23 protein-coding genes are annotated in these 23,907 nt (G+C 54.5%); 6 read left to right on the top strand and 17 right to left on the bottom strand.

Going from position 1 to position 23,907, the window contains the following annotated elements; all coding sequences use genetic code 11:
• Window positions 1-13 precede the first annotated feature (13 nt).
• On the top strand, window positions 14-1,579 hold the full coding sequence (locus AB8996_RS06690) for an oligosaccharide flippase family protein (RefSeq protein WP_369298198.1): 1,566 nt from the start codon (window positions 14-16) through the stop codon (window positions 1,577-1,579).
• Between the two features lie 6 nt (window positions 1,580-1,585).
• On the opposite strand, the gene AB8996_RS06685 is transcribed toward AB8996_RS06690, so the two are convergent.
• The 6 genes from AB8996_RS06685 to AB8996_RS06660 form a co-directional block, all read right to left on the bottom strand.
• Window positions 1,586-2,467 (bottom strand): helix-turn-helix transcriptional regulator, encoded by an 882-nt coding sequence (locus AB8996_RS06685; RefSeq protein WP_369298197.1) that lies wholly within the window; start codon window positions 2,465-2,467, stop codon window positions 1,586-1,588.
• A 110-nt stretch (window positions 2,468-2,577) separates the two neighbouring features.
• Complete coding sequence (locus AB8996_RS06680; protein WP_369298196.1) at window positions 2,578-4,176, bottom strand: PASTA domain-containing protein; 1,599 nt, start codon at window positions 4,174-4,176, stop codon at window positions 2,578-2,580.
• 177 nt (window positions 4,177-4,353) lie between these two features.
• Entirely contained in the window at window positions 4,354-5,217 is an 864-nt protein-coding gene (fba, locus tag AB8996_RS06675; protein WP_369298195.1) for a class II fructose-1,6-bisphosphate aldolase, read from the bottom strand.
• A gap of 95 nt (window positions 5,218-5,312) precedes the next feature.
• Window positions 5,313-6,359: an ABC transporter permease gene (locus AB8996_RS06670; protein ID WP_369298194.1), complete on the bottom strand. Its 1,047-nt coding sequence runs from the start codon at window positions 6,357-6,359 to the stop codon at window positions 5,313-5,315.
• The gene (locus tag AB8996_RS06665) at window positions 6,360-7,862 is read right to left on the bottom strand and encodes a sugar ABC transporter ATP-binding protein (RefSeq protein WP_369298193.1); all 1,503 of its coding nucleotides are present in this window, start codon (window positions 7,860-7,862) and stop codon (window positions 6,360-6,362) included.
• Window positions 7,863-7,935: 73 nt separating this feature from the next.
• Window positions 7,936-8,961, bottom strand: a complete 1,026-nt coding sequence (locus AB8996_RS06660; RefSeq protein WP_369298192.1) for an ABC transporter substrate-binding protein — start codon at window positions 8,959-8,961, stop codon at window positions 7,936-7,938.
• A gap of 358 nt (window positions 8,962-9,319) precedes the next feature.
• On the opposite strand from AB8996_RS06660, the gene AB8996_RS06655 reads away from it, so the two are divergent.
• Entirely contained in the window at window positions 9,320-11,638 is a 2,319-nt protein-coding gene (locus tag AB8996_RS06655) for a heavy metal translocating P-type ATPase (protein WP_369298191.1), read from the top strand.
• 49 nt (window positions 11,639-11,687) lie between these two features.
• Here AB8996_RS06655 and AB8996_RS06650 read toward each other — a convergent pair whose 3' ends face one another.
• The gene (locus tag AB8996_RS06650; RefSeq protein WP_369298190.1) at window positions 11,688-12,269 is read right to left on the bottom strand and encodes an isoprenylcysteine carboxylmethyltransferase family protein; all 582 of its coding nucleotides are present in this window, start codon (window positions 12,267-12,269) and stop codon (window positions 11,688-11,690) included.
• 154 nt (window positions 12,270-12,423) lie between these two features.
• Between AB8996_RS06650 and AB8996_RS06645 the strand changes: the two genes are divergently transcribed.
• Genes AB8996_RS06645 through AB8996_RS06635 form a run of 3 tightly spaced genes read left to right on the top strand, consistent with a single transcriptional unit; the run spans window position 12,424 to window position 14,700 of the window.
• Complete coding sequence (locus tag AB8996_RS06645; RefSeq protein WP_369298189.1) at window positions 12,424-13,053, top strand: TetR/AcrR family transcriptional regulator; 630 nt, start codon at window positions 12,424-12,426, stop codon at window positions 13,051-13,053.
• Window positions 13,040-13,918 (top strand): ABC transporter ATP-binding protein, encoded by an 879-nt coding sequence (locus tag AB8996_RS06640; RefSeq protein WP_369298188.1) that lies wholly within the window; start codon window positions 13,040-13,042, stop codon window positions 13,916-13,918. Before AB8996_RS06645 ends, AB8996_RS06640 begins: the two co-directional genes overlap by 14 nt.
• On the top strand, window positions 13,915-14,700 hold the full coding sequence (locus AB8996_RS06635; protein ID WP_369298187.1) for an ABC transporter permease subunit: 786 nt from the start codon (window positions 13,915-13,917) through the stop codon (window positions 14,698-14,700). Before AB8996_RS06640 ends, AB8996_RS06635 begins: the two co-directional genes overlap by 4 nt.
• Window positions 14,701-14,754: 54 nt before the next feature.
• Here the strand turns inward: AB8996_RS06635 and AB8996_RS06630 are convergent, their stop codons facing one another.
• Window positions 14,755-15,111 carry a hypothetical protein gene (locus AB8996_RS06630; protein WP_369298186.1) on the bottom strand — a complete coding sequence of 119 codons (357 nt, stop codon included), beginning with the start codon at window positions 15,109-15,111 and terminating at the stop codon, window positions 14,755-14,757.
• Between the two features lie 92 nt (window positions 15,112-15,203).
• Here AB8996_RS06630 and AB8996_RS06625 point away from each other — a divergent pair, with 92 nt between their 5' ends.
• On the top strand, window positions 15,204-15,527 hold the full coding sequence (locus AB8996_RS06625) for an MGMT family protein (protein ID WP_369298185.1): 324 nt from the start codon (window positions 15,204-15,206) through the stop codon (window positions 15,525-15,527).
• Window positions 15,528-15,598: 71 nt separating this feature from the next.
• Here AB8996_RS06625 and AB8996_RS06620 read toward each other — a convergent pair whose 3' ends face one another.
• From AB8996_RS06620 to AB8996_RS06580, 9 genes are all read right to left on the bottom strand, one after another.
• Complete coding sequence (locus tag AB8996_RS06620) at window positions 15,599-16,327, bottom strand: hypothetical protein (RefSeq protein WP_369298184.1); 729 nt, start codon at window positions 16,325-16,327, stop codon at window positions 15,599-15,601.
• Window positions 16,328-16,581: 254 nt separating this feature from the next.
• Complete coding sequence (locus tag AB8996_RS06615; RefSeq protein WP_369298183.1) at window positions 16,582-17,031, bottom strand: GNAT family N-acetyltransferase; 450 nt, start codon at window positions 17,029-17,031, stop codon at window positions 16,582-16,584.
• Between the two features lie 32 nt (window positions 17,032-17,063).
• Window positions 17,064-17,411, bottom strand: a complete 348-nt coding sequence (locus AB8996_RS06610; RefSeq protein ID WP_369298182.1) for a DUF1801 domain-containing protein — start codon at window positions 17,409-17,411, stop codon at window positions 17,064-17,066.
• A gap of 16 nt (window positions 17,412-17,427) precedes the next feature.
• Window positions 17,428-18,420 carry an effector binding domain-containing protein gene (locus AB8996_RS06605; RefSeq protein WP_369298181.1) on the bottom strand — a complete coding sequence of 331 codons (993 nt, stop codon included), beginning with the start codon at window positions 18,418-18,420 and terminating at the stop codon, window positions 17,428-17,430.
• Window positions 18,421-18,566: 146 nt separating this feature from the next.
• Complete coding sequence (locus tag AB8996_RS06600) at window positions 18,567-19,808, bottom strand: aminotransferase class I/II-fold pyridoxal phosphate-dependent enzyme (RefSeq protein ID WP_369298229.1); 1,242 nt, start codon at window positions 19,806-19,808, stop codon at window positions 18,567-18,569.
• A 54-nt stretch (window positions 19,809-19,862) separates the two neighbouring features.
• Window positions 19,863-20,597: a GNAT family N-acetyltransferase gene (locus AB8996_RS06595; RefSeq protein WP_369298180.1), complete on the bottom strand. Its 735-nt coding sequence runs from the start codon at window positions 20,595-20,597 to the stop codon at window positions 19,863-19,865.
• Window positions 20,598-20,729: 132 nt separating this feature from the next.
• Window positions 20,730-20,978 carry a preprotein translocase subunit SecG gene (gene secG, locus AB8996_RS06590; RefSeq protein ID WP_369298179.1) on the bottom strand — a complete coding sequence of 83 codons (249 nt, stop codon included), beginning with the start codon at window positions 20,976-20,978 and terminating at the stop codon, window positions 20,730-20,732.
• A gap of 323 nt (window positions 20,979-21,301) precedes the next feature.
• Window positions 21,302-22,216, bottom strand: coding sequence for an NDP-sugar synthase (locus AB8996_RS06585; protein ID WP_369298178.1), 915 nt, complete (start codon window positions 22,214-22,216; stop codon window positions 21,302-21,304).
• Window positions 22,209-23,888, bottom strand: coding sequence for an LCP family protein (locus AB8996_RS06580; protein ID WP_369298177.1), 1,680 nt, complete (start codon window positions 23,886-23,888; stop codon window positions 22,209-22,211). The genes AB8996_RS06585 and AB8996_RS06580 overlap by 8 nt, the downstream gene beginning before the upstream one ends.
• Between the last annotated feature and the right edge of the window lie 19 nt (window positions 23,889-23,907).

Genomic DNA, 23,907 nt, shown 5'->3' with positions numbered 1-23,907 from the left:
GGACATGGGTGACATGACGAAACAGAAATTCTTTTTGCAGGGGACCATTCTAACGGCAGTTTCCCTGTTTCTCCGCATTACCAATATGGGCTACCGTTCCTATCTGTCCCAAAAGATCGGCTCAGAGGGCATGGGGCTGTATCAGCTCATTTTCTCCATCTTCATGCTGACAGTGACCCTTTCCACCTCCGGCATCAGCCTGGCAGTGACCCGCATGGTGACCGCCGCCATTGCCGGGAACCGGCGGGAGGTCGTCCGCTCCACCGTTGCCCGGTGCTTTGCGTTCTGCCTGTCCATCAGCACCGCGATCTCCCTCTGCCTGTTCTTCTTATCGGACTTTGCCGCCGTCACCTTTCTCGGGAACCGTCAGGCAGCCCCCTGCCTGCGCATTCTGGGCTTTGGTCTGCCGTTTATGTCCCTTTGCACCTGCATGAAGGGCTACTTTCTGGCGGTGGACGAATCGCTGTCCACTGCGGCGTCGGATACCCTGGAACAAATCCTTACCATTCTTGCCACGGTATTTTTCTTCTGGAAGTACGCGCCCAAAAGCATTGAATCCGCCTGCCTTGCTGCCATGGCGGCTTCCACCCTGGGGGAAGCTGCGTCCTTTCTCGTAAGCTGGTCCGCCTATCGGCACAGCCTGAAGAAAAACACCCCAAAGGAGCGGAAAAAGAGCAGCGGCGTGCTTCACGGGCTTTCCCACATTGCCCTGCCCTGTACGCTGAGCTCCGCCGCGAAAAGTCTCCTGAACACGGGAGAAAACCTGTTGATCCCCAGAGAGCTGCGAAAATTTGGACTGGGCTATTCGGCTTCCCTGTCCCAATACGGGCTGCTGCAGGGCATGGCAATGCCCATGCTCTATTTTCCCTCCTCCTTTCTCACGTCCTTTGCTTCCCTGCTGATCCCCAAAATTTCCAAAGAACGGGAGCTGGGACACCGAAAAGCTGTGGCGTACATTGCCGGGAAGTCGATCCGCTCCGCGCTGGCATTCGGCATGTTCTTTGCCGCCGTTTTCCTCGCGTTCGGTGACGGCTGGGGCAATGCGTTTTATCGCAGCGCCGCTGCCGGGGAATACCTGCGGGTCCTGGCGCCCATTGTGCCGCTCATTTATCTTGATGTGGTGGTGGACAGTCTCTTGAAGGGTATGGATGAGCAGTTCAATTCCATGAAATACAATTTTTCCGATTCCCTGATCCGGGTGGTGCTGATCCTGTGCTTCCTGAGATTCTTCGGCATGGAAAGCTATGTGTGCATTCTTTTTTTCAGCACGATCTTTAACGCCGCCCTCAGTCTCCATCGGCTCCTGAAAGTGACCAACGTGCGTCTCTCCCTGCTGTGGCACATCATACTGCCCCTGCTGTGCGCCATCGGCTCTGTCTGGCTGGGGAGCGGGCTGCTGCACGGGCTGAGCCTTTCCAATCCCTTTGTGCAGCTCGGGATAGAAACAGCAGTATGCGGTGTCTTTTTCGCCGCAGGGTACTGGGCTGTCTGCCGGGTCTCTGACAAAAGATTCTCTGTGACGCCGGAAAGCCCTGCAAAAAAAGAAGCGCCTTCCCTCAGGGAAAGCGTTTCCAGATAACCGGGTTCAAGCTTTATAGAGCTTTGCCAGGGCTTTTGCCCGTTCGCGGAACTGCTCCGCCAGTTTTTTCGGCGCGATCAGGCGGACATCGGGTCCCTGAGAAAAGAGCCAGGTGAACAGATCCGGGGAAAGAATTGCTTTTAAGGACGCTTTCACACGGTTCTTTCCGGCAGGTTCTGCCGTGAAATCCGCGCCAAAGCGTTCTGCCACCACGCCCAGCCTGTCGGACGGAAATTCCAAAACCAGCTTCTCTCCTTTGCCTTCCGGCGCGGGAAGCAGGTCCGAACTGTCACGCGCTTCAGGAAGTATCTCCAGCCCTGCCAGCCGTTCCAGCGGCAGCGTCTGCAGCTTTGCCGTTTCGGTATCGGAACACAGCAGAACTCCATGATTTTGCTCCAGAAGAAGCTTCCACGGATTGAACACGCGGGGCTTCTCCCCTTTTTTCACAACACATTCCGGCTTCCCCTGCTGGGATAACCGCCATTCGGCAAGCTGAACGCTCACCTTCCTATTTTCCGCAATTGCCCGGTACAGCAGCTCTGCCGTGGAAAGGGCAGCCCCCTCCAGCTTCGGAGAGGTCAGCGCAGGATATTCCCGCCGGCGCAGGTCATCCGCCTGATAGGTGCTGCACAGCTCGCCCAGTTTTCCAATCAGCAGGTTCGCCTGCCCTGCCGGGATAAACGATGACGCCGCTGCCGCCTCTGCCAGAAGACGCAGCTCACGCATGGAAAATATCCGTTTTTCTATGAAATACTGATAGGTTTTTTGCTTTCTGGTCCTGATATCCACGCCTACACTGCGGAGCGTCTCAATGTCGTCATAAAGGCTTTTCCGTTCCGCGGGAACACCGCGGTTCTCCAGCTCCTGCAGCAGCTCAGGCAGCGTCATGGTGTGTTCCGTGTCTGTATTTTCCCAGAGTACCTGGAGAAGGCAGAGCAGCTTCCTCTTCTTTTCTGAAACATTCGGCATAGCGGCTCTTTTCCCCTCTCCTCGTTTTACTATCCCGCAGGGCCTGAGCTGACGACCACGGTAACAGTCGTGCCGTAGTCCAGAGAATCCCCCTCGTTGTGATCCTGATACCGTATCACATAGCCCGCATCAACATCTTCGCTGGCTTCCTCCTCCTGCACGGGGATAAAACCGTTTTTGGTCAGCAGGTCCTGCAGCTCGGCAAAGCTGACGCCCTTGATAGAGGGCAGCACACGCTTGGCGCTCCCCTTGCTCACAGTTACCAGAACCGTATCGCCGTGGGCAATGGACTCCCCGCGCAGGGGGCTCTGGCTGATAATATCCCCTTCTTCAAAGGTGTCGCTGAAAATACGGTCGGAAATCTTCAGCTTAAAGTCATAGCTTCCGCTGCCTACCTTTTTTGCCCATTCGTCGTAATTCTGGTTCACCAGGTTGGGCACCACCAGCGCTTCGGCGGAGCTGCCGCTGTCGAAGACCTTCTGGATGTCGTCGATAGACACCCCCGCATCGCCCAGCCACATGGAGGCTACGATGATAAGGGCGATCAGAGTGATGACGCAGGAGCCGATCAGCCATACCGCCGGGGGCAGTCCCTTGTTCTGGGGCAGGTCCACGTCCAGGGGCGGAAGACGGCGGATCGCTTCCGTTTGGTCAACCTCGTTGACAATGGAGGGAGCGGCAGAGAGCTCTGTTTTGAACCGCTCAAAGCTGGCGGTTCTGGCATTGGGCTTCACCTGCAGGGCGTTGGCAATAGCGGTCACCGCAAAGGGCGGCAGGGATTTCAGCACGTCCTTGGAGATCATGAGCCGCTGGTCCTGCAATCGCTTTGGCGCTTCCTGGGGCAGCTGCCCTGTCAAAGCGAACAGCATGGAAGCCGCCAAGCCGTACACATCGCTCGCCTCACCGCAAACCGCTTTTGCGTTATACTGTTCAATTGCCGCGCAGCCGGGAAACAGCTCCGCCTCCAGCGTATCCCCCGCGTGGCGGAGAGAAGAAACCGCAAACCCGGTAATGAACAGCATTCCGTTTTTCGTCACCCGCAGGGTGTCGGGCGAAATCCCCAGATGGGAAATGCCCAAAGAGTTCATGAGCCCCAGCGCCGTCAGCACCGGCATAAACATTCTGTTAGTTTCATTCCATGTAAGCTTTCCCCCGGCGTTTTCCACATAACGCCGTAAAGAAAGCGCCGGAACATACTCATACACAGCATACGCCGTATAGTTTTCCTCAAAGATATCCTGCACCGAGGTCATGACAGAAAGCTCCCGCAGGCGGCTGACGCCCTTGGAAAGCTGGACAAATTCCTGCAAATGGCGTTCAAACTCCACTTCATTTCCCTGATTGGGGACCAAGCTTTGATCGTCGGGGTTTCGGGTCGCCAGAGACGCAGGAAAAAACTCCCGGACTTCTACCACCCGCTTGGTGGTAAGGTCCAGAGCAGCATAGGTGACGCCCTCGCCGTTGATCGCCTTTACGCGACCGATACTGTAACGAGAGGCAAGCACCGTATGATACCGCAGCCCACCCAGAACCTGGGCTTTTCCATTGTCCCAGCCGCACACGGGACAATGTTCGCCCTCCTCCGGACGGTAGCCTGCAAAGCAATTCATGCACAATTTGCTTTCCATCTTGCGTCCTCCACGATTCCTCAAACCAACCGATTCGGAATCCGAATCTAACATTTCGTTCATTATAGCATATCTATCAAAAAAATACAAGAAAAGGTTGGAAAAATAGGGAATGACGGTACGAAAACACGCACCGTCATTCCATTTTCAGGGAAATTTTTGACTAAAAAAGGGAACTTACGCCTTGTTGACAGAACCGAACAGCTCCATCTTCTCTTTCACAGTTGCCTTGATGGCTTCAAAGCCGGGAGCCAGCAGCTTCCGGGGGTCAAAGCCCTTGCCCTGCTTGTCTTTGCCCTCTTCGATATATTTCCGGGTCGCGGCTGCAAAGGACAGCTGGCACTCGGTGTTCACGTTGACCTTGGAAACGCCGAGGGAAATAGCCTTTTTCACCATGTCCTCGGGAATACCTGTGCCGCCATGGAGCACCAGCGGCATTGTGCCGGTCTTTTCCTGGATCTGCGCCAGAACGTCGAAGTTCAGACCCTTCCAGTTCTCAGGGTACACGCCATGGATATTGCCAATACCGGCAGCCAGCATGGTAACGCCCAAATCGGCAATGCTCTTGCATTCATCGGGATCGGCAACCTCGCCGCCGCCGACAACACCGTCTTCCTCGCCGCCGATGGCACCGACCTCCGCCTCCACGGAAATGCCGCGCTCGCCGGCAGCACGAATGACCTCCTTGGTCTTTTCGATATTCTCCTCGATGCCGTAATGAGAACCGTCAAACATGACGGAGGAGAAACCTGCGTCCATTGCCTGGAATGCGCCCTCATAGCTGCCATGATCCAGATGCAGCGCCACGGGAACCGTGATATCCAGGGTCTCGATCATTGCCTTTACCATGTCGGCAACGGTCTTATAGCCGCACATGTACTTGCCGGCGCCCTCGGATACACCGAGGATCACAGGGGAATTATTCTCCTGCGCAGTCAGCAGAATGGCTTTTGTCCATTCCAGGTTATTGATGTTGAACTGACCGACAGCATACTTGCCAGCCTTTGCCTTTGTAAGCATTTCTTTTGCAGATACCAGCATTTTCTTTGCCTCCCGGAAAATAGAATTGTTCGCTTCTTTTATTATAATGGGAAAAGCCGGAAAAATCAACCGTCAATTCACCGTTTCTTAGAAAATCAGATACGGTCCTTCCTCTGAAGCAGCACGGCGCCGATAATGATAGCGCCCTTGAACGCGGAGCTGAGATATGGGTCAACCCCGATCAGGTTCAGAAGGTTATTCATCACCGCTACGATCAGCGTGCCAAACACCGTACCAATGATAGAGCCTTTGCCGCCGGACATACTGGTGCCGCCTACCACCACGGCGGCGATGGCGTCCATTTCATAACCGCTGCCACCGCTGGCGTAGTCCAGAGAACCGATACGGGACAACTGGAGCACCGAAGCCACACCGACCAGCAGACCGATCAGGGCGTATACACGGCGCTTGACGCTTTTCACGTTGACGCCGGACAGGCTGGTAGTGCGCTCATTGGAGCCTACCGCGAACACATGGCGGCCGAATGCCGTATGCTTGGAAATCACATACATCACAACGACAACAACCGCCCAGTACAGGATGGGCATGATCCGTTGCCCGCCTACGGAAACCTGGGAAATCTGCAAAAATTCGCTGGGCAGGGACACATTCTGCCCCTTCATGGCATACTGGGTCACGCTGCGGAAAATCTGCATGGCGCCCAGCGTTGCGATAAAGGGCGGCAACTTGCCGTAGGATACCAGAAGCCCGTTGCACTCACCCAACAGGGTGGCAAACAGCACGGTGAGGATCACCGCCAGCAGAATAGCGGGAACGCCGGTCAGACCGATCTTGCCAAACAGACCCACCGAGCCTGTGTCCAGCAGCATCAGGCAAAAAGCGCCGGCAGCCACGTAAAGCGAGCCGACTGAAAGGTCGATCCCCCCGGAAATGATAACAAATGCCATTCCCAAAGCAATAATGCCGATACCGGCGTTGCCCCTGAGGATATTCAGCCAGTTGGAGACCCATTTGGCGATCCAGTCCCCGGGGGAAGAAAAGGTGGAATTTACGGAAATGGCGATCGTCTGCAAAATCACCATCACCAGAAGCGCCATACCTGTACTGAACAGCGGGTTTGTCCGCCAGAGATGCAAAAAGCTGGAAAATGGATTCCGCTTTGCCCGTTTTGTCTTTTCCACTTACACTACCGCCCTTTCTTTCATTTCACCGCCTGTTGCCAGGCGCATGATCTCCTGCTCCGTCATTTCCTCCGCGGGAAGCTCTCCCTGCACCCTGCCGTGATACAGGACCAGTGTACGGTCGCACAGGCGAATGATCTCCTGCGCCTCGCTGGAAAGCACCACGATCGCCACACCCTGGGAGGCAAGCTTCAGGATCACATCGTAAATGTCCTCTTTCGCGCCTACGTCCACGCCCTGGGTGGGGTTGTCAAAAATCAGTATCTTCGGCTCCGCTCCCAGCCATTTTGCCAGCACGACCTTTTGCTGATTGCCGCCGGACAGGCTGCCGATGGGGTGCTTCTCCCCTTCCATTTTGATTCGGAGAGATTCCGCGCGGGCGGAAAATCCTTCGCTGATTTTTTTCCAGTCCAGCAGGAACCCTTTCCGATTCTGACCCCAGGTGACGATGGAGCCGTTCTCCAATATGTTCATGTCGGCAATGATGCCGTTTTCCTTGCGGTTGCGCGGCACATAGCCGATCCCAAGGGACATTGCCTTCCGCGTGGAATGGATCGCGACCGGCATGCCGGCGACCTGAATTTCCCCGGCGTATTTTCCGGCGCTGCCGAAAATGGTCTGGAACAGCTCGCTTCTGCCGTCGCCCAAAAGCCCGGTAAAGCCTAATATCTCCCCGGCGCGGAGAGAAAAGCTGATATCCTGAAAGCTTCCCTCCTGAGAAAGCCCGGTGACACGGAGCACCTCTTCCCCAAGCTCCCGTTCCGTCCGCAGGGATTCTGTACGGACATCGTGCCCTACCATGTGGCGGGCAAGCTCGTCTACGCTGGTTTCCGATACCAGACCGTTGGCGACCACCGAGCCGTCCCGCAGGACGGTATATCTGGTGCAGATCTCCATGACCTCCCGAAGCTTATGGGAGATAAATACGATGGCTACCCCCTGCTTTTGTAGGGTGCGCATCATTTCAAACACCCTCTGTATCTCCGGCTCGGTCAACGAAGTGGTGGGTTCGTCCATGATAATGACGGAAGCCTCCATCAGGAGCGCCCGGGCGATCTCCACGATCTGCTTGTAGGAAGCGTCCAGGTCCCGCACCATGGTGCGGGGGTCAAGGTCGATCTCCATACGCTGGAAAATCTCCGTACACCTGTCGCACATCGTGGCAGCGTCCAGCATTCCAAACCGTTTTTTCAGCTCCCTGCCAATAAACATGTTCTCGTAGACCGCCAAGTCGTTGACCAGGTTCAATTCCTGATGGATAAAGGCGATCCCGGCGCTCAGGGAATCCGTGGGGTTCCGAAAATGCAGGGGCTTGCCGTCCATGGTAAGTGTGCCGGCATCGGCGGAGATCACGCCGCCCAGAATGTTCATCAGGGTGGACTTTCCCGCGCCGTTCTCCCCCAGCAGGGCGGATATCTCCCCGCCCGCTATGGAAAAATTGATATTCTTCAGCACATCGTTTGCGCCGAAGGATTTGAAAATCCCTTGCATTTCAAGGGTCATGCCATAAACCTCCCCTTTGGAAAAAGGCTATGACGCTTCCGCCATAGCCTTTCCGATTTTCAATAAATATTTCTTAGTAGGGAGAGCTCTCGTCCAGATACTGGTCGCAGTTATCCTTATCTACCACGGTAGTGGGAATGATCTTCACTTCCTCAACCTTCTCGCCCTTCAGCAGAGACAGAGCGTTATCCACAGCGTCCATAACCATGACAGGACTGTACAGGGCAGACTGAATGTTGATGTCAGCGTTATCCTTCATCATCTTAAAGTATTCCTGGCACCCGCCGCCGCCGGTAATGACCTTGATATCGGTGCGGTTTGCTTCCCGAATGGCATTCAGAACGCCGATAGAGGTCTCATCGTCCATGGAGAACACCGCGTCGATCTTCTCATGGGTGGCAAGGATATCGGCAAAATCCTTCTGCCCGGCTTCACGGGTAAACTGCGTGGCAAAGGTCTCCACGTTCATGTCAGGGGCGATCTCAGCCATTTTCTCCTCGAAGCCCTTCTGGCGCAGCTCTGAAACGGAGCCGGAGGAAGGAACGTTCAGCATGATGACATTGCCCGTATTGCCGACCTTATCCACGATGTACTGAGCGCTCTGGCGACCCATGTCCTCATTGTCGCCGGACACGCGGTACACACCGTTGCACTTGATCTCAATATCGAAGTTGACTACGTAGATGCCATCGTCGATCAGAGCCTGAATGGGGGACTCCATGCCTTCCCACTGGGGGAATGCGACCACTGCCTGAGCGCCCCAGGTGCGCAGGTCGTCGATCTGGCTGGTCATTTCCTCTGCATTGTTGCTGGTGAGCAGCTTGTACTCGATCTCCCCAGCATCGGACAGCTCCTTGCAGCGCTGCTCTGCATAATAGGCAACGCCTGCCACCCAACCATGGGTCACAGCGGGAGCGAGAACGCCGATCTTGTAGACTTCGCCGCCGGTAGAAGTATCGGCGACAGAAGAACCAGCAGCAGAAGATGCAGGCGCAGTGCTGGAAGCAGGCGCGCTGCTGTTGCTGTTGTCATTTCCGCAGCCGGCAAAACAGACGCAGAGCAGCGCCAGTGCCAGCACCAGTGAAAGAACTTTTTTCATATTGAAATTTCCTCCTAGAGCTTAGCTCTAAAATATTTGCGGTCTGCCAGATATTGGCTTTCCGCTATCAGTATCATTATAGCAAAGGGCTTTCGATTTTTCAATAGGCAATCCGCATTTTCACAAAAATTATGGGCGAAAAATGTGTAGAGAGACCTTTACAAATTCCGCTATGTCCCGGACATAATAAAACGGGTGCGTTTCTTCCCTTCACGCCTGTTTTATCATTGGTTTTCCGTGGAAAAACGGAAAGTATAGTGTTTTAGTATATTTTTATTGACAAGCTCTTTCCAAAATGATATATTGAAAACCAGGATCCGGGTTTTCCCGGTAAAGCCCAAGAAAGGCATGGTGTTCCATGACAAAAGAAAAATTTTGCGTCACCGGCATGAGCTGCTCCGCGTGCTCTGCCCATGTGGAAAAAAGCGTATCAGCGCTTCCAGGCGTGCAAACGGTTTCCGTGAACCTGCTGACGAACAGCATGCAGGTGGAATATGACGAGACCGGCGTCTCGGAGAAGGATATTATCAGGGCGGTAAAGAAAGGCGGCTACGGCGCCAGCCCGGATAAAAGCGAGCAGCGCGCGAAAGATGTTCAGGAAGCGCCTGTATCGGAATCTGCGGAGGCGCTTCGGCACATGAAGCGGAGGTTCCTCGTGTCCCTTTGCTTCCTTGTGCCTTTGATGTACCTTTCCATGCACCACATGTTCCTGGAATGGTTCGGCTTGCCTGTGCCAGCCTTTATCACCCGGTATTTTCACGGCACGGAGAACGCCGTGACCTTTGCGCTCACCCAGCTTATCCTGCTGCTCCCCATCGTTTTCGCCAACCAGAAATATTATCGGAACGGTTTTTCTTCCCTGTTCCGCGGGCACCCAAACATGGACAGCCTGATCGCCATCGGCTCCAGCGCCGCCATCGTGTATGGAATCTTCGCGCTGTACCGCATTGGCTATGGGCTGGGGCACGGCGACCTTGCCACGGTGGAGCACTACTCCATGGACCTGTATTTTGAGTCTGCCGGAACGATCCTTACGCTGATCACCCTGGGCAAATACCTGGAAACCAAATCCAAAGGACGCACCAGCGAAGCCATTACTAAGCTGATCGGGCTTGCCCCGAAAACGGCGGTCGTGGTGCGGGACGGGCAGGAGGTGGAGGTGCCCGTAGGGGAAATCGCAGTGGGCGACTGCATTGCGGTAAAGCCCGGCGCTTCCATTCCCGTGGACGGCGTGATCCTTGAAGGCAGCACCAGCATTGACGAGTCCGCTATCACCGGGGAAAGCATTCCTGTGGAAAAGCGGGAAAACGACCCTGTGATCTCCGCTACGGTGAACAAGACGGGCTATATCCGCTTCCGCGCCACCAAGGTCGGCGAGGATACCACCATTTCCCAGATCGTCCGGCTGGTGGAGGAAGCCAGCGCCAGCAAGGCGCCCATTGCCAAGCTGGCGGATAAGATCGCCGGGATCTTCGTGCCCACGGTGATCTGTATTGCCATTGTCGCCGCCGTCGTATGGCTTCTTCTGGGCGCAACGGCGGAATTCGCCCTTTCCATCGGCATTTCCGTTCTGGTGATCTCCTGCCCCTGCGCGCTGGGGCTTGCCACGCCCGTCGCCATTATGGTCGGCACGGGCAAGGGCGCTGAAAACGGCATTCTGATAAAATCCGGCGACGCTTTGGAGACCGCTCACAGCATAAACACCGTGGTGCTGGACAAGACGGGGACCATCACGCAGGGCGCGCCGAAAATCACGGACGTCCTCCCCCTTTCCGCTGACCGGGAAAGGCTGCTGTCCGTGGCGTACAGCCTGGAAAAGCAGAGCGAGCACCCGCTGGCAGAGGCGGTAGTCGCCTTTGCGGAGGAGCAGGGCGTTCCCTATCTGCCGGGCACGGATTTCCAGGCGGCGTTCGGGCGGGGCGTGACTGCAAGAATCGACGGAGCAAGCTGCTATGCCGGGAACCTCGCTTATCTGGACGAGCTGGGCGTTCTCAAAGATGCCCAGAAAAAGGAACTGGAAGCCATGACGGCAAAGCTGGCGGACGAGGGCAAAACGCCTTTGCTCTTTGCGGACAGCACCTCTGTGCTGGGTATTCTCGCCGCCGCCGATGTGATAAAGCCCACCAGCGCGGAAGCCATTGAAGCCTTCCGGGAGCTGGGCATAGAAACGGTGATGCTCACCGGAGACAACGCCAGGACGGCGGAAGCGATCCGCCGGAAGCTGAACATTCCCCAGGTCATTTCCGAAGTGCTGCCCCAGGACAAGGAACGGAAAATCGCGGAATTCCAGAGCGCGGGAAAGAAGGTCGCCATGATCGGTGACGGCGTGAACGACGCACCCGCCCTCACCCGCGCCGATGTGGGGATCGCCATTGGCGCAGGCTCGGACATTGCCATTGAAAGTGCCGACATCGTGCTGGTAAAAAGCGACCTGCTGGACGCTGTTACGGCGGTTCGGCTGAGCCGGGCCGTCATGCGGAACATCAAGGAAAACCTGTTCTGGGCGTTCTTTTACAATTCCATTGGCATTCCGCTGGCCGCCGGCGTATTCGTCTGGCTGGGGCTGCGGCTGAACCCCATGTTCGGCGCCGCCGCCATGAGCCTTTCCAGCGTGTGCGTGGTGTCAAACGCCCTGCGACTGAAATTCTTCAAGCCGACAAGGAAAAAAGAATCATAAACGCAAAGGGGCTTGCAGAAGATCTGCAAGCCCCTTTTAGTTCTTCGATTCAGCCTTTCCTGCCAAAATACCGGCACACCTTTTTTCTGTAATTGACGTATTCCCCGCCAAAGGTCTGCGCCAGAAAATCTTCTTCTACATTTACGATCTGCAAGTGCAGCATCAGCACGGCAAGGACGGTGACAAGGAACAGCGCCCAGTGAAAAAACATGAGCAGCAGACCGAGATAAAGCAGGTCAAACCCCAGAAAAGCGGGATTTCTGCTCCAGCTGTAAATTCCGGCGGTCACAAGCTCTGTCTTTTCCCCCTCCGGCACCCCGGCGCGCCAGCTGTCTTTCATAGTCACTACGGATAGAATAAAAATCACCACTCCCGCTATACCCAAAAGAACGCCTGCCACTCTGCACCATGTGGGGAGCCCGGAAACATTCAGGAAAAGAGCCAGCACTTCTGCAAACACCACAAAACAAGTACAGAATTTCACGGAAAGCTCGATTCCCTTGACCATGCCCCGCTTCCCTTTCCCCATCTGGTCTGTTTGAATGCCCCGCTTTTTCTGGCGCAGCATTTTCCCAAAATAGCAGGTATAAAACGCCAGCAACAGCACAACGCCGATTATTTGAAAGACCATTGTCATTTTCTCTCCATTTCATTTTTTGCTGTTCCATGGAAATATGATACAGCTTGATCCTAGAAAAAGCAATTATTTTTGCGGGGGTCTTCTCAAAAGCGGTCAATGGATTTACAATATCGGTATGGACCGCAGCGGTCAACAAGGAGGGCTTATGAATCCAAAATTTTTTCAGCTGCCGCAGGAAAAGCAGCAGAGGATCCTAAACGCCGGGTTTCAGGTGTTTTCGGAAAACAGCTATCGGAAAAGCCCCATGAGCGAGGTCGCGGGCGCCGCCGGGATCAGCAAATCCCTGCTGTTCCACTATTTCCGCAACAAAAAGGAGTTTTATCTGTTTCTTTGGGAACAGGCCGCCGAGCTTACTGTAAACACCCTTACCGCCTATCGCTGTTATGAGTCTACTGACTTATTTGAAATGATGGAGCGGGGCATGGACGCTAAATTTGAGATCATGGAGCAATATCCCTGCATAGCGCTGTTTGCCGTAAAAGCATTTTATGAAAAAGACGAAGAGCTGAGCAGGGAAATCCAGCGCAGCTACCGAAAGCATTTCGACAAAAAAGCCGCTATCGCGCTGACAGCCCTGCCGCCAGAAGACTTTGTGCCGGGGCTGGACCTGCAGATGATGTACCGGGAAATGTACTGGGCTTCGGAGGGATACCTCTGGGAAATGCTACAGCGGGGCGGGCTGGACACGGCGCAGATGAAGCGGGACTTTCAAAAACTGCTGAGCTTCTGGAAATCTGTCTACAAGAGAAGGGAGACTCCGAATGAACGCCATTGAAACGAAAAACCTGACAAAATATTATGGAAAATCCCGGGGCATTGTCGAAATGAATTTGACCGTGGGGCAGGGGGATTTCTTCGGCTTTATCGGTCCCAACGGAGCGGGAAAAAGCACCACGATCCGCACGCTGCTGGGGCTGATCTCCCCCACCGGCGGCACAGCGGAACTGTTGGGGCTCGATATCCGCACCCATCGGAAGGAGCTGCTCTCACAAATCGGCTTTCTTCCCTCGGAAACTACATTTTACAGTGGAATGCAGGTCAAAGAAGTATTGAAATTTTCCGCCGGGCTGCGAAAAAAGGATTGTTCCCGGGAAGCCGCCATGCTCTGTGAACGGCTGGGGCTGGATACCTCCCGCCGGGTGGCTGAGCTTTCTCTCGGCAACCGAAAGAAGGTTGGGATCGTCTGCGCCATGCAGCACAAGCCCAGCCTGTACATTCTGGACGAACCCACCAGCGGGCTGGACCCTTTGATCCAGCGGGAATTTTTTGCGCTTTTGCAGGAACGCAACCGGGAGGGCGCTACCGTTTTCCTCTCCTCCCATATCCTTTCCGAGGTGCAGCGGTACTGCCGGCACGCCGCCGTGATCCGGGAAGGAAAGCTGCTGGCAGCGGACCGTGTGGAGCGGCTGGGGCACACCGGCGCGAAACGGGTCACCCTGCACGGTGTGACGGCTGAGCCGAACCTGCAGGGCATCCGGGACGTGCAAACGGGAAATGGCTCCGTCAGCTTTCTCTACAGCGGAGAAACCGATCTGCTCCTGCGGGAGCTGACCCGCCTTTCCCCCGCCGACCTGACCATTGCCGAGCCTGATCTGGAAGAAATCTTCCTGCATTACTATGCGAAAGGAGAAACCCTATGACTATCGTGAAGCATGAACTGAAGCTGGGCAGAAATTCTCTGGTGGTTTGGACGGCTGCGATCTCTCTGCTGCTGGGGATCTGTGTGCTGATCTACCCGGAAATGGAAAAGCAGATGACGGAAATCAGCGCCGCCTTTGCCAATATGGGCAGCTTTTCTCAGGCGTTCGGCTTAGACAGAATAAATTACGGCGAATTTTCCGGCTTCTTTGCCGTGGAATGCGGGAACATACTGGGGCTGGGCGGCGCTTTTTTTGCCGCGCTGCTGGGAATCTCCGCACTGGCAAAGGAAGAAAAAGAACATACGGCAGATTTCCTGCTGACCCACCCCATTTCCCGTGCCGCCGTGGTGGGAGGGAAATTCTGCGCGATCCTGATCCAATTAGTCCTGCTGAACGCTGTTTCCGCCGCTTTCACCCTGCTGGCTGAAGCTGTCATTCACGAAGCTATGCCCGCCTCTACCACTGCGCTGCTCTTTCTCGCTTATTTTCTCATGCAGGTGGAAACGGCAGCCATCACCTTCGGTATCTCCGCTTTCCTGCGCCAAAGCGGTCTCGGCGCGGGGCTAGGGCTTGCCGCGCTGTTCTATTTCATCAATCTTCTTTCCAATCTGCTGGAGGAAACAAAATTCCTGAAATATATTACGCCCTTTGGCTATACGGAGGGCGCGGACATCGTTACGAACGGTGCTATCAACGCCGGGTATCTGGCTTCCGGCATAGCTTTTTCCCTTATCGGCGTTTTCCTTGCCTTTTGGCAATACGGCAGAAAGGATATCGGCTGAATCCCTGGAAAGGCAAAACCCGGGCGGTCCCTCAAAAAGGACCGCCCGGAAACCTTATGGATAGATGGCGAAAAAAGAAGTGATCCTGCCGTGGGGGTATTCTCCCTCGATCAAACCAAACTCGGGGTCGTAATAGCGACCGCCGTACAGCAGCAGCCAGTGGTTATACCCGCCCTTCATGTGAGCGGTCAAAATGGAAAACTCATAGGGCACCGGGTTCTTTTGGGAAATGCGCACATTCTTTTCCGCGTGCTTTATCCCATATTCGTCCAATATCTTCACCAGCTGCCCTATGCTGGTGGGACCATCGGTTTTCATGTCCTTAATAACTTCCTCCACCGTTTTTCCCGAGATCATAGCGATACACGCCTGACCGCAGGTTTCAAAGGTGGGCTGCATGATAAGCTCCATTTGCATTCTCCTTTTCGTTTGGCGATTTTGTTGTTTTCCTTGCTTCCTTTCAAAAAATCACGTATACTGGACATACAGAAAGGCGGGAGATCATGAAAAGCTTTCCAAAACGTGTGTATGACCTTGTCGCTCAGGTCCCGGAGGGAAAGGTGACGACCTACGGTCAGCTTGCCGCCATGGCAGGAAGCCCGCGGGCTGCAAGGATCGTTGGGGCTGCCATGTACCGGGCCCCGGCTGGGCTGCCCTGCCACCGGGTCTTATACAGCGACGGAAGGCTCTGCTGCGACCAGGCTTTCGGCGGAAAGGAAATCCAGCGAGGACTGCTGGAAGACGAAAATATCCCCTTTTTGCCGGACGGCCGGGTAGACCTGAAGCGCTGTCTCTGGTCAGGAGAAATAGAACGTGGCACAGACTGAGAGGATTTTCTCTCAGTCTGTTTTTCAGGTTTCTGCTCTGATCTGGAATAGAAAATTTCGCCGATCTGCCCTTATTCCCTTGCCAGAGAGTTGATGATATTCGTTACCTTCTCCACCGTGCCGTCGATAAAATTCATCGCAACTGGTCGGTGTACTGCGCCGGAAATTAAGGAAAGGTGAAATTCATGCAGCAGGGAATCAATCAAAACTATTTTCTGCGAGTAACCTTTTGCCATAGTCCAATCAGAGAGAAATGCTTCAAACACTTTGGCAGCTGCGCCGGTGGGCATATTGTTTCTGCGATAACTTCTGCGGTACTCCCTATACGAATACTGATATCCGCATTGACATTGCCTGAAGTCTCCGTCGCCCTCCAACTCTGCCTGACAGTGATGGCACCTGATCACATAGCGCTCCATGCGCTCCATATCTTCTTTTCCGTATTTGCAGCGAAGATACAATGTCAGACCGATTTCATCAGCAAGATCAATATCCTGAATTCCTTTGGCATCCAGATAATACAGCTGTTTTAGTTTCTCAATATTCAGCTTATCCGGCCAATGAAAAACATTATATTTTCCCTGAACGATCCTGTCCTGCAGCTCTGAGCGCTCTCTGCTTTCCCTTTCGATCCGTTTCTTGTTTCTCTGCGCCTGCCGCATGTTCTTTTCCGCAATCCTTTTTTCAAAGCTCTCCCTGTTTTCCAGATAAAGTTTGCGCACATGCTCCAACAGCGTAAGATAGCTTGCTTTATCCTTTACCCGAATCTGTTCTACAAGGAACGAGTCCTGTTCAATCAAAACCCCCGTAATGAGATACACGCCGGATTTTCCTATGCGATAGGTCCAGCCGTTCCTTTCTGACCAAACGGGGATCCCGAATCTCAGATCATAATTTTTCAAAATGTGCTCCGCAAAATCTCGGAACAGTACCGTGACATTGCTGCTCCAGAAAGCTTCCAAATCCGTGATTTCCGGCTTGCGGTCTTTTGGAAAACACTCTCTAAAGCTGTTCATCTGTCAAATCCCTCCTTACTTTTTCTAGAGAAGACATCTCATCGCGTTTTTTGATAGCGCACCTCTCCATCATCTCTATAAATTTCCACATAACCTATTTTCTTATAAAAATCGTTTGTACGTCGATTCCATGCCGGCGTTTCTAAATTCCACGTCATGACATCAGGGTTATCCTGTTCCAGTGTGGTCATCATTTTTTTGCCGTACCCCTTCCGAAAAAGAGCCGGGTCAATAAAAATCCTTCCGACGTATAGGGCAGTTTCATCGTCTTGATTTCTGAAAATAACCGCACCGCCGATGATTTTCCCTTCTTCCACAGCTGTGAGCAAATGTCCTTCTTCCATCATTCTTCTGTGCCAATGGCAGGAATCATAACCGGGAGGTCCTCCCGGTCCTTTTGCGCCCACATCGATATCGCTGTCAAAAGCATTCTTGGATATTTTTGTCAAAAGTTCAAGGTGCTTCTCTTCTGCCGGGATCAGTTTCATAGTCCCCTCCTTGCGTTATCCCTGCTTTTTTTCTATGGTAAGAGCAATGCCTCTGAAAATACCTTTCGCAGAACTTCCGCGGGGACCTGCTGCCATGTATAAATCTGAAGCATGCCCTTCGGCGTGAGCCGATACCCCTGCAGCTCCTCCCTGTGCTCCAGGATAGAGTCCGCCTGCACATTGATATGGTCGGGAAAGGGAACAAGCCGAACATACTGTTCCCCCACATAATAGCTGGGCATTTTTGCCCAGAGACGCTCCTCCACGTCCTGAGCGGCGCTTTCCAGAAGCAAGCTTCTCAATTCGTCATACAGGTTTCTCAGCTCCGGCGGGAATGCCGCAAGCCGCAGGCTTACCTCCGCGTTCATTCCGTCCGGCATTGTTCCGTCTCCTCTCTTACCGTTTCCGAACCGGGATCAGCAGGTCAAGCTGGGTGGTTTCCGGCTCTCCCTCTGGGGTCTGCTGGATATGGTCGTGAAAGTTCAGGTGCTCCTCCAGGGAACCGAACATGACGTCCGGGTCCCCGCACCCGCAGTAATCATACTCTCCGCTTTTTCGCACCCACTCGTCAAGCCATGCCCATTCATGGAAATTTCCCATCTGGATCATGTGCGCAGCGTAGGTGCCGCCGGGGAACTCCTTTTTCTGAAGGGGCGGAGCCACCTCCATATCCTCCGGGATCGTCACCCAGAATTCGTACCCGTAAACGCCTGTCTCGTCCTTGGGGTTCGGGTGGTTAAAGCCGTACAGCCGCAAGCCGGGGAGCTTTTCCCACACCCGGTTTTCCCGGACAAAATCCGCGATCATCTTCCCTGCCCTGTCCTCGGGGTTCTCCCCAATAAAATGGGCTGCCGCCACGGTGGCGGCGGGCAGGTGGACGATGCGCACGTCCGACATGGACTGGGATATCTGCTCTGCTTTGTTCAAATCTTCCTGCATGGTGTTTCTCCTTTCGTTGGAAAGCTGTGTTGAGGAAGGAGCGAGGGAATTAGCCAGGCTGAGAAGCTTTTTGTCGCTCAAAAGCGTTTCCCCTGCCGGAATTTGAACGCGTGACTTCAAAAGCGCAAGGAACTGCGCCAAAATGTCCCGTACGGTAGACAGCGCCCGCGTTTCCTCATTCAGCTCGGCAAGGTTGTGCTCAAAAACGGCAATGGCAGAGGCGGCGCCGGGGTCTTCCAGGATCAGCCTGATATCCTTCAGCGGCACCCGCAGCTTGCGGAGAACCAGGATCTGCCGGAGACGGGTAACGTCCTGCTCGCTGTACACACGGTAGGCGTACCCCTCCCGTCTGGCGCTGGAGATCAGCCCCAGCGTTTCATAGTGCCGCAGCATTCTGGGAGAAACCTCGTATTCTCTCGACACCTCTGTCACGGTCATCAGCTTGTCCATAGATTGCCCTCCTTCTTTCCTGCCCTCAGTATAAAGTGCGACACCGTGTTGCAGTCAAGGGGTTTTGAAAAAAATTTTTTCTTTCTGAAAACAACAGCAGTCCGGGAGAAAACTCTCTCGGACTGGTCTTCGGAAAACAAACGTTTTTACAGCTTCAATAAGCCCTCGTTCAGCATTTCCTGCGCCGCCAGCAAAATACCCAGCTGACCGCTGTGGAAATTCAAGCCGCCCTGCATCCAGACGGCGTAAGGCTCCCGCAGAGGAGCGTCGGCGGAAAGCTCGATAGATGAGCCAAGGGTAAAAGCCCCTGCCGCCATGATGACGTCGCTGTCGTAGCCGGGCATGGGGCTGGGCTCGGGGCTGACGAAGGAATCCACCGGCGCGCCCTTTTGAACGCCTTTGCAGAACGCGATCAGCGCTTCCGGCGTTTTCAGTTCTATCACCTGAATGATGTCGCCCCGCTTTTCCTCCGGGGCGGGGGTCACGCCGTAGCCAAGCACGGAGAAAAGCGCCGCCGCGTAAACCGCGGTCTTCAAGGCTTCCCCGGCAACATGGGGCGCGTGGAACGCCCCCATGAAAAGCTCCCGGTTCTGCCCCAGCGTACAGCCGATCTCCCGCCCGGTGCCGGGGGTGGTCAGGCGGTAGGCGCAAAGCTCTACCAAATCTTTTCTGCCCGCGATATAACCGCCGGTGGGGGCAACGCCGCCGCCGGGATTTTTGATGAGGGACCCTGCCATGATGTCCGCGCCGCGGGAAACAGGCTCGTCCCGCTCGATAAACTCACCGTAGCAATTGTCCACCATCACAATGCAGTTCGGCGCTTTCTTCTTTGCAATCTGCGCGATTTTTTCAATCTCCGCCACCGTCAGGGACGGGCGCAGACTGTAGCCCCGGGAGCGCTGGATATAGACCATTTTATAGTCCGGGGATATCTTCCGCTCCATGCCATCATAATCCGGGGTACCATCGGGCAGAAGCTCGACCTGTTCATAGGAAATGCCGAATTCTTTGAGAGAACCGGGTTCTTCTCTGCCCTCCATGCCGATCACGCCCTGAATGGTGTCGTAGGGCGTTCCCGTGACGCAGAGCATTTTGTCGCCGGGACGGAGCAAGCCGAACAGCGCCACGGTCAGGGTATGGGTGCCGCTGACAAAATTCCAGCGCACCAATGCGTCCTCAGCGCCAAAGGCATAGGCGTACACCTGGTCCAGCACGTCTCGTCCACGGTCCCCATAGCCATAGCCGGTGCTGGCGGCAAAATGGCTTTCGCTGACACCCGCCCGGTTAAAGGCTGCCAGCATTTTCTGCTGGTTGTAGCGCTGTGTTTCTTCGATCTCCCGCAGGCGGGGCGCGATGCGCGCTTCGGCGGCGGCGGAAAGCTTTTGCAGCGTTTCGCTGACCGTAAAATAAGGATATACCACTGTCCGTTCTTCCTTTCTGCTTTAGCTGCGCTCCGAATACACCCAGGTATCCGTTTTTCCATAGCCCAATTCTTTATAAAATTCCCGATTTTTCTCTTTGTCCCGGAACACATACAGAGTCTTGCCGGGGAAACAATTTTCCACGCGCCCCACCAGCCGCGTGCCGATGCCCTGGCGGCGGCTTTTTTCCCTCACCGCCAGCGCGGACAGAATTGCCGCTTCCCTGCTGATGGAAGACACCACCGCGCAGCCCGTCAATTCACTGCCGGAATGCTCTGTCAGCACCAGAGAGGCGTCATGGCGGAGCCTGTGGGACAGGTCGAGGTAAAACGGCTCAAATTCTTCCACCATGCCGGTCTCCTCCAGCAGCTCAAAAACTTCCCGGATATTAACGCCATAGGGGTCGGGCTTCACGGCTTCGCCGGAGCGCAGCTGCTTTTTCAGCACGTCCCCATGCTCCGTCACAGGTAAAGCAAGAGCCTCCGCGTTGCGCACAGCGCAGAAAACCGCCTTGGAGCCCACCGCGCGCAGGAAGTCCTTTGTTTCTTCCGTGTGCAGCACCGTGCCGGAAATTATCATGACATCGTCCGTCTGACAGAACACTGTCTCCGACTCGGTATCCAGCCAAAAGCAGGCAAAGCCCTTATCAAAGCCGTATGCCGCGGCAACGGAGGCTATTTTGCAGCCGAAAGGGGTCTTTTCGCAAAGGCGCAGCAAACGCTGCGGTTCCTTTTCCTGTTCCACCAAAGCCAGCATGAAATCTCCTTTTCACACAAAGAACCGCCCCCGTCGAGGGGCAGTTCCCATTTTCAATCGAGGTATTCTTCTAAACGCGAAAGGGTGCGATGCTCCCTTTCTGCCGATAGATAAGAAAGCCACACGGCAGGCTTATTTCACGAAATACATCACAATGTTGATTACAAGCACAAAGATAAAGAAACCGACCGCGATGACCTTTGTCCAACGGGACAGGAAAGCATCGACAGAACGTGCCTTATTCTTGGACAGGAACGTATCCGCGCCGCCGGTAACAACACCCACATTCTTCTGGCTGCCTTCCTGCAGCAGAACGATAATAATAATTGCCAAAGAGAACAGCAGCAAAACAATTCCAAAAACAATTTCCAGTGCGCTCATTTAATATTCCTCCTGAAATCAGCTTCAAAACAGTGCTTTTAAGTATACCATACCCTTCCGGCTTTTGCAAGAGCAGAAAGGTGTCTTTTCTAAATTTTTTCTTTCTTCGCGCATAAGCCCCAAAATCACGGCAACAATACCAGTAAGCAACCGGCTGCGTTTGCACGTCTGAACCAGCGGAAATATCGTCCAAAAGGACCGGGGTCCACGACCCTGTGCAATATTTCTTTCGGGTCGGACCCCGGTTGCTCGCCCTTTGGCGCTGTTCGGCTTTCCGAGCTTCAGCCAAAGGGCCAGTTTTTTGCGCAAATTTCAAAACTTACTTATTCCCACAGCGGCGAGGGGTACACCCCCTGCTCCGTCAGACCCCGGATACCTGCCATCACCTGTTCCTTGTCCTCCTTGTAGGTCACGCCGTACCATTTATCCCCGGAAGACAGCACGGTCACGGAACCGCGGTTCCCCGCCAGCATATTGCCCACAGTAAAGGGCAGCAGGAATTCCGATTTGAGCGGGTTCTTCTCCACGTCCTCCCGGAAGAAGCGAAGGAAATCGCGCTCCAGCTCGGCGGTAAAGCCTGCGGGGAAGCCGAACAGGTTCATGGAAACGATGGTGTCCTCTGCCAGAGGCACCCATGTTTCGCCCCCATCTTCCGTATAGGCGATCCCCTCCGGGCGCTTTGCGATCTTCAGCCGCTCCACAATGCCGGTAAGCTTGCCGTCTTCCACCTCGCACACACCCCGGGAGACAGTGCCGTGCTCTGTGACGGTATTTTTCAAATAGTAGCCCACCATGGCGCAATTGGTATCGTCGCCGGAATTTTTCAGGAAATCATAAATTTTCTGGAAGGCTTCCCTGCCGTAAAAATCATCGGAATTGATGACCGCGTAAGGAGAATCTCCCAGCGCACGGGCAGCGGTCAAGGTAGCGTGGGACGTACCCCATGGCTTTTCCCGCCCCTCGGGGATCGAAAAGCCCGCGGGAACGTCCTCTTTCTTTTGAAATACATAGCTGACCTCGATAAACTTCTCCACCTTCGGGAACACCGTCTCCTGAAAGGCGGAAAGCAACTCCTCTTTAATGACAAACAGCGCCTTTTTGAAGCCTGCCTGCCTGGCGTCATACAGAGAGTAATCAATGATCTTTTCTCCATAAGCACCGATGGGGTCGATCTGCTTTAATCCGCCGTAGCGGCTGCCCATTCCCGCCGCCAAAATTACCAAAACCGGTTCACGCATGATTCTGTCTCCTTTTTTCAAAAGTTACATTGCCGTTGGCATTGCCTTCTTCCCAGCCGCCTGTATCCTCTCCGCCGCCTTCTCCGCCGCCGTTGTCCGGCTCGGATTCTATTGGCGGATCGACCCATATCTCGCTGCTGCTGGGCTCACTGCTCACGTCGCCTCCGCTGGGTTCGCTGCCGACATCGCTGCTGCTGGGCTCACTGCTCACGTCGCTGCTGGGTTCGCTGCTGACGTCACTGCCGCTGGGCATACTGGTGATCAGACCGTCCAAATCGGAATCCCCGCCGCCGGAGCTTTCAGGATATCGCAGGTTGCTGACCTCGTGCACATGCTCGTCCTTCCCGATGGCATTCATGGAAGTAGAAGCGCCGTCCTCGTAAATGAAGCGATGGATATGCCGGGCGGCCTCCTCCAGATCGTACTGGTACACCCAGCCGCCTCTGGGATTCGTGCCGCCGCTGGGGTTTTCTTCCTCTCCGGGTACGGAAATGCTCTCCATGGTGAAATCGGTAAACAGAATGGGCAGCATTCCCATGATATCGGTGAAATCCAGAGAAGTAGTGCACATGGGCATAAGCTTGCGGATCATTTCCGGGTATTCCAGCTTGCTCTTGCCGCGCACCGCTTCGATCAACCCTTTCAGCACATTCTGCTGCCGGACGCTGCGCGCGTCGTCGTTCCCGATATAACGGATACGCCCGTACGCCACCGCCTGGTTGCCGTTTAAGTGGCGGACCTTGCTTTCAAACTCATCGGCGCTGGCGTAGGCAAAATCCCTGGTGTCATATATATTTTTAAGATAGTCGGAATAAATGATCTTGGGAGATTTATCCTCGTCAAAATCGTCGTCACCTTCCTTTTCGTTGGCGACCTCCTGGCTGAGCGTGTAAAGGTTGGTGTTGATTTCCAGGGCTTCCTCGCCGGAAACATAGATATCCACACCGCCTACCGCGTCCACGATCTTCGCCATCTGGGCGAAATCCACCGTAACGTAATCTTCGATATTCAGGCTGAAATTGCGGTTCAGGGTCTGTACCGCCAGCTTGGGACCGCCGTAAAAATAGGCGTGGGTGATCTTGTCGTCCGTATAATAATAGCCACCGCCGTCGTCCTCTATTTTCATGGAAACATTGGAATCCCGCAGGATAGACGTCATTTTGATCTTTCCATGCTTGTTGTCCACGGAGACGATCATGATCGCGTCGGAACGGACCTGCGTTTCATTCGGTCTTGCGTCCACGCCGTACAGGGCGATATTCTTGATGCTGTCGTCTAATTGCACCTCGGACTGAATGCCCAGTTCGCCTTTATTTTTTGTGATGGTCTCCACTGTCAGACCGTCCAGCAGGTAGAACTTTACATAGCAGTAAATGCCGGCAACAGCCAATAAGAGGATCGCGACCACGATGAGGATCACTTTCTTCGCCGTGCTACCCTTCTTTTTGTTTTTCTGGCGCTCCAGCTCTTTCAAATCTTCCTTTTTCCGCCGGGAAGAAGAATAGCTGGACACGTCCTCAAACTCTTCAAAATCCTGTTCGCGGGGCTCCTCATAATAGTAATTGTCCTGCAAGGGCTCCCTGCGGCGGCGTTCCGAGCCGCTTCCAGAGGAGCTTTTCTTTTTTGAGGACGCCATATGCGCCGGTCCGTTCCTGCCGTTTCGATTACTCATATCTCAGACCTCCCATCAG

This window comes from uncultured Neglectibacter sp. (assembly GCA_937958185.1).
Taxonomy (GTDB): domain Bacteria; phylum Bacillota; class Clostridia; order Oscillospirales; family Acutalibacteraceae; genus Acutalibacter.
The sequence above is the reverse complement of the archived record's forward strand: the minus strand, read 5'-3'. Positions and strand labels throughout refer to the sequence as shown.

Excerpts from the sequence above, each read along its gene's own strand:
- AB8996_RS06645 (WP_369298189.1), top strand. The coding sequence starts at position 12,424 with ATGAATCCAAAATTTTTTCAGCTGCCGCAGGAAAAGCAGCAGAGGATC.
- AB8996_RS06635 (WP_369298187.1), top strand. The coding sequence starts at position 13,915 with ATGACTATCGTGAAGCATGAACTGAAGCTGGGCAGAAATTCTCTGGTG.
- AB8996_RS06605 (WP_369298181.1), bottom strand. The coding sequence starts at position 18,420 with ATGGACAAGCTGATGACCGTGACAGAGGTGTCGAGAGAATACGAGGTT.
- AB8996_RS06665 (WP_369298193.1), bottom strand. The coding sequence starts at position 7,862 with ATGACCCTTGAAATGCAAGGGATTTTCAAATCCTTCGGCGCAAACGAT.
- AB8996_RS06680 (WP_369298196.1), bottom strand. The coding sequence starts at position 4,176 with ATGGAAAGCAAATTGTGCATGAATTGCTTTGCAGGCTACCGTCCGGAG.
- AB8996_RS06640 (WP_369298188.1), top strand. The coding sequence starts at position 13,040 with ATGAACGCCATTGAAACGAAAAACCTGACAAAATATTATGGAAAATCC.
- AB8996_RS06615 (WP_369298183.1), bottom strand. The coding sequence starts at position 17,031 with ATGAAACTGATCCCGGCAGAAGAGAAGCACCTTGAACTTTTGACAAAA.
- secG (WP_369298179.1), bottom strand. The coding sequence starts at position 20,978 with ATGAGCGCACTGGAAATTGTTTTTGGAATTGTTTTGCTGCTGTTCTCT.
- AB8996_RS06585 (WP_369298178.1), bottom strand. The coding sequence starts at position 22,216 with ATGCGTGAACCGGTTTTGGTAATTTTGGCGGCGGGAATGGGCAGCCGC.
- AB8996_RS06650 (WP_369298190.1), bottom strand. The coding sequence starts at position 12,269 with ATGGTCTTTCAAATAATCGGCGTTGTGCTGTTGCTGGCGTTTTATACC.
- fba (WP_369298195.1), bottom strand. The coding sequence starts at position 5,217 with ATGCTGGTATCTGCAAAAGAAATGCTTACAAAGGCAAAGGCTGGCAAG.
- AB8996_RS06595 (WP_369298180.1), bottom strand. The coding sequence starts at position 20,597 with ATGCTGGCTTTGGTGGAACAGGAAAAGGAACCGCAGCGTTTGCTGCGC.
- AB8996_RS06580 (WP_369298177.1), bottom strand. The coding sequence starts at position 23,888 with ATGAGTAATCGAAACGGCAGGAACGGACCGGCGCATATGGCGTCCTCA.
- AB8996_RS06625 (WP_369298185.1), top strand. The coding sequence starts at position 15,204 with ATGAAAAGCTTTCCAAAACGTGTGTATGACCTTGTCGCTCAGGTCCCG.
- AB8996_RS06690 (WP_369298198.1), top strand. The coding sequence starts at position 14 with ATGACGAAACAGAAATTCTTTTTGCAGGGGACCATTCTAACGGCAGTT.
- AB8996_RS06660 (WP_369298192.1), bottom strand. The coding sequence starts at position 8,961 with ATGAAAAAAGTTCTTTCACTGGTGCTGGCACTGGCGCTGCTCTGCGTC.
- AB8996_RS06630 (WP_369298186.1), bottom strand. The coding sequence starts at position 15,111 with ATGGAGCTTATCATGCAGCCCACCTTTGAAACCTGCGGTCAGGCGTGT.
- AB8996_RS06685 (WP_369298197.1), bottom strand. The coding sequence starts at position 2,467 with ATGACGCTGCCTGAGCTGCTGCAGGAGCTGGAGAACCGCGGTGTTCCC.
- AB8996_RS06610 (WP_369298182.1), bottom strand. The coding sequence starts at position 17,411 with ATGCCGGACGGAATGAACGCGGAGGTAAGCCTGCGGCTTGCGGCATTC.
- AB8996_RS06655 (WP_369298191.1), top strand. The coding sequence starts at position 9,320 with ATGACAAAAGAAAAATTTTGCGTCACCGGCATGAGCTGCTCCGCGTGC.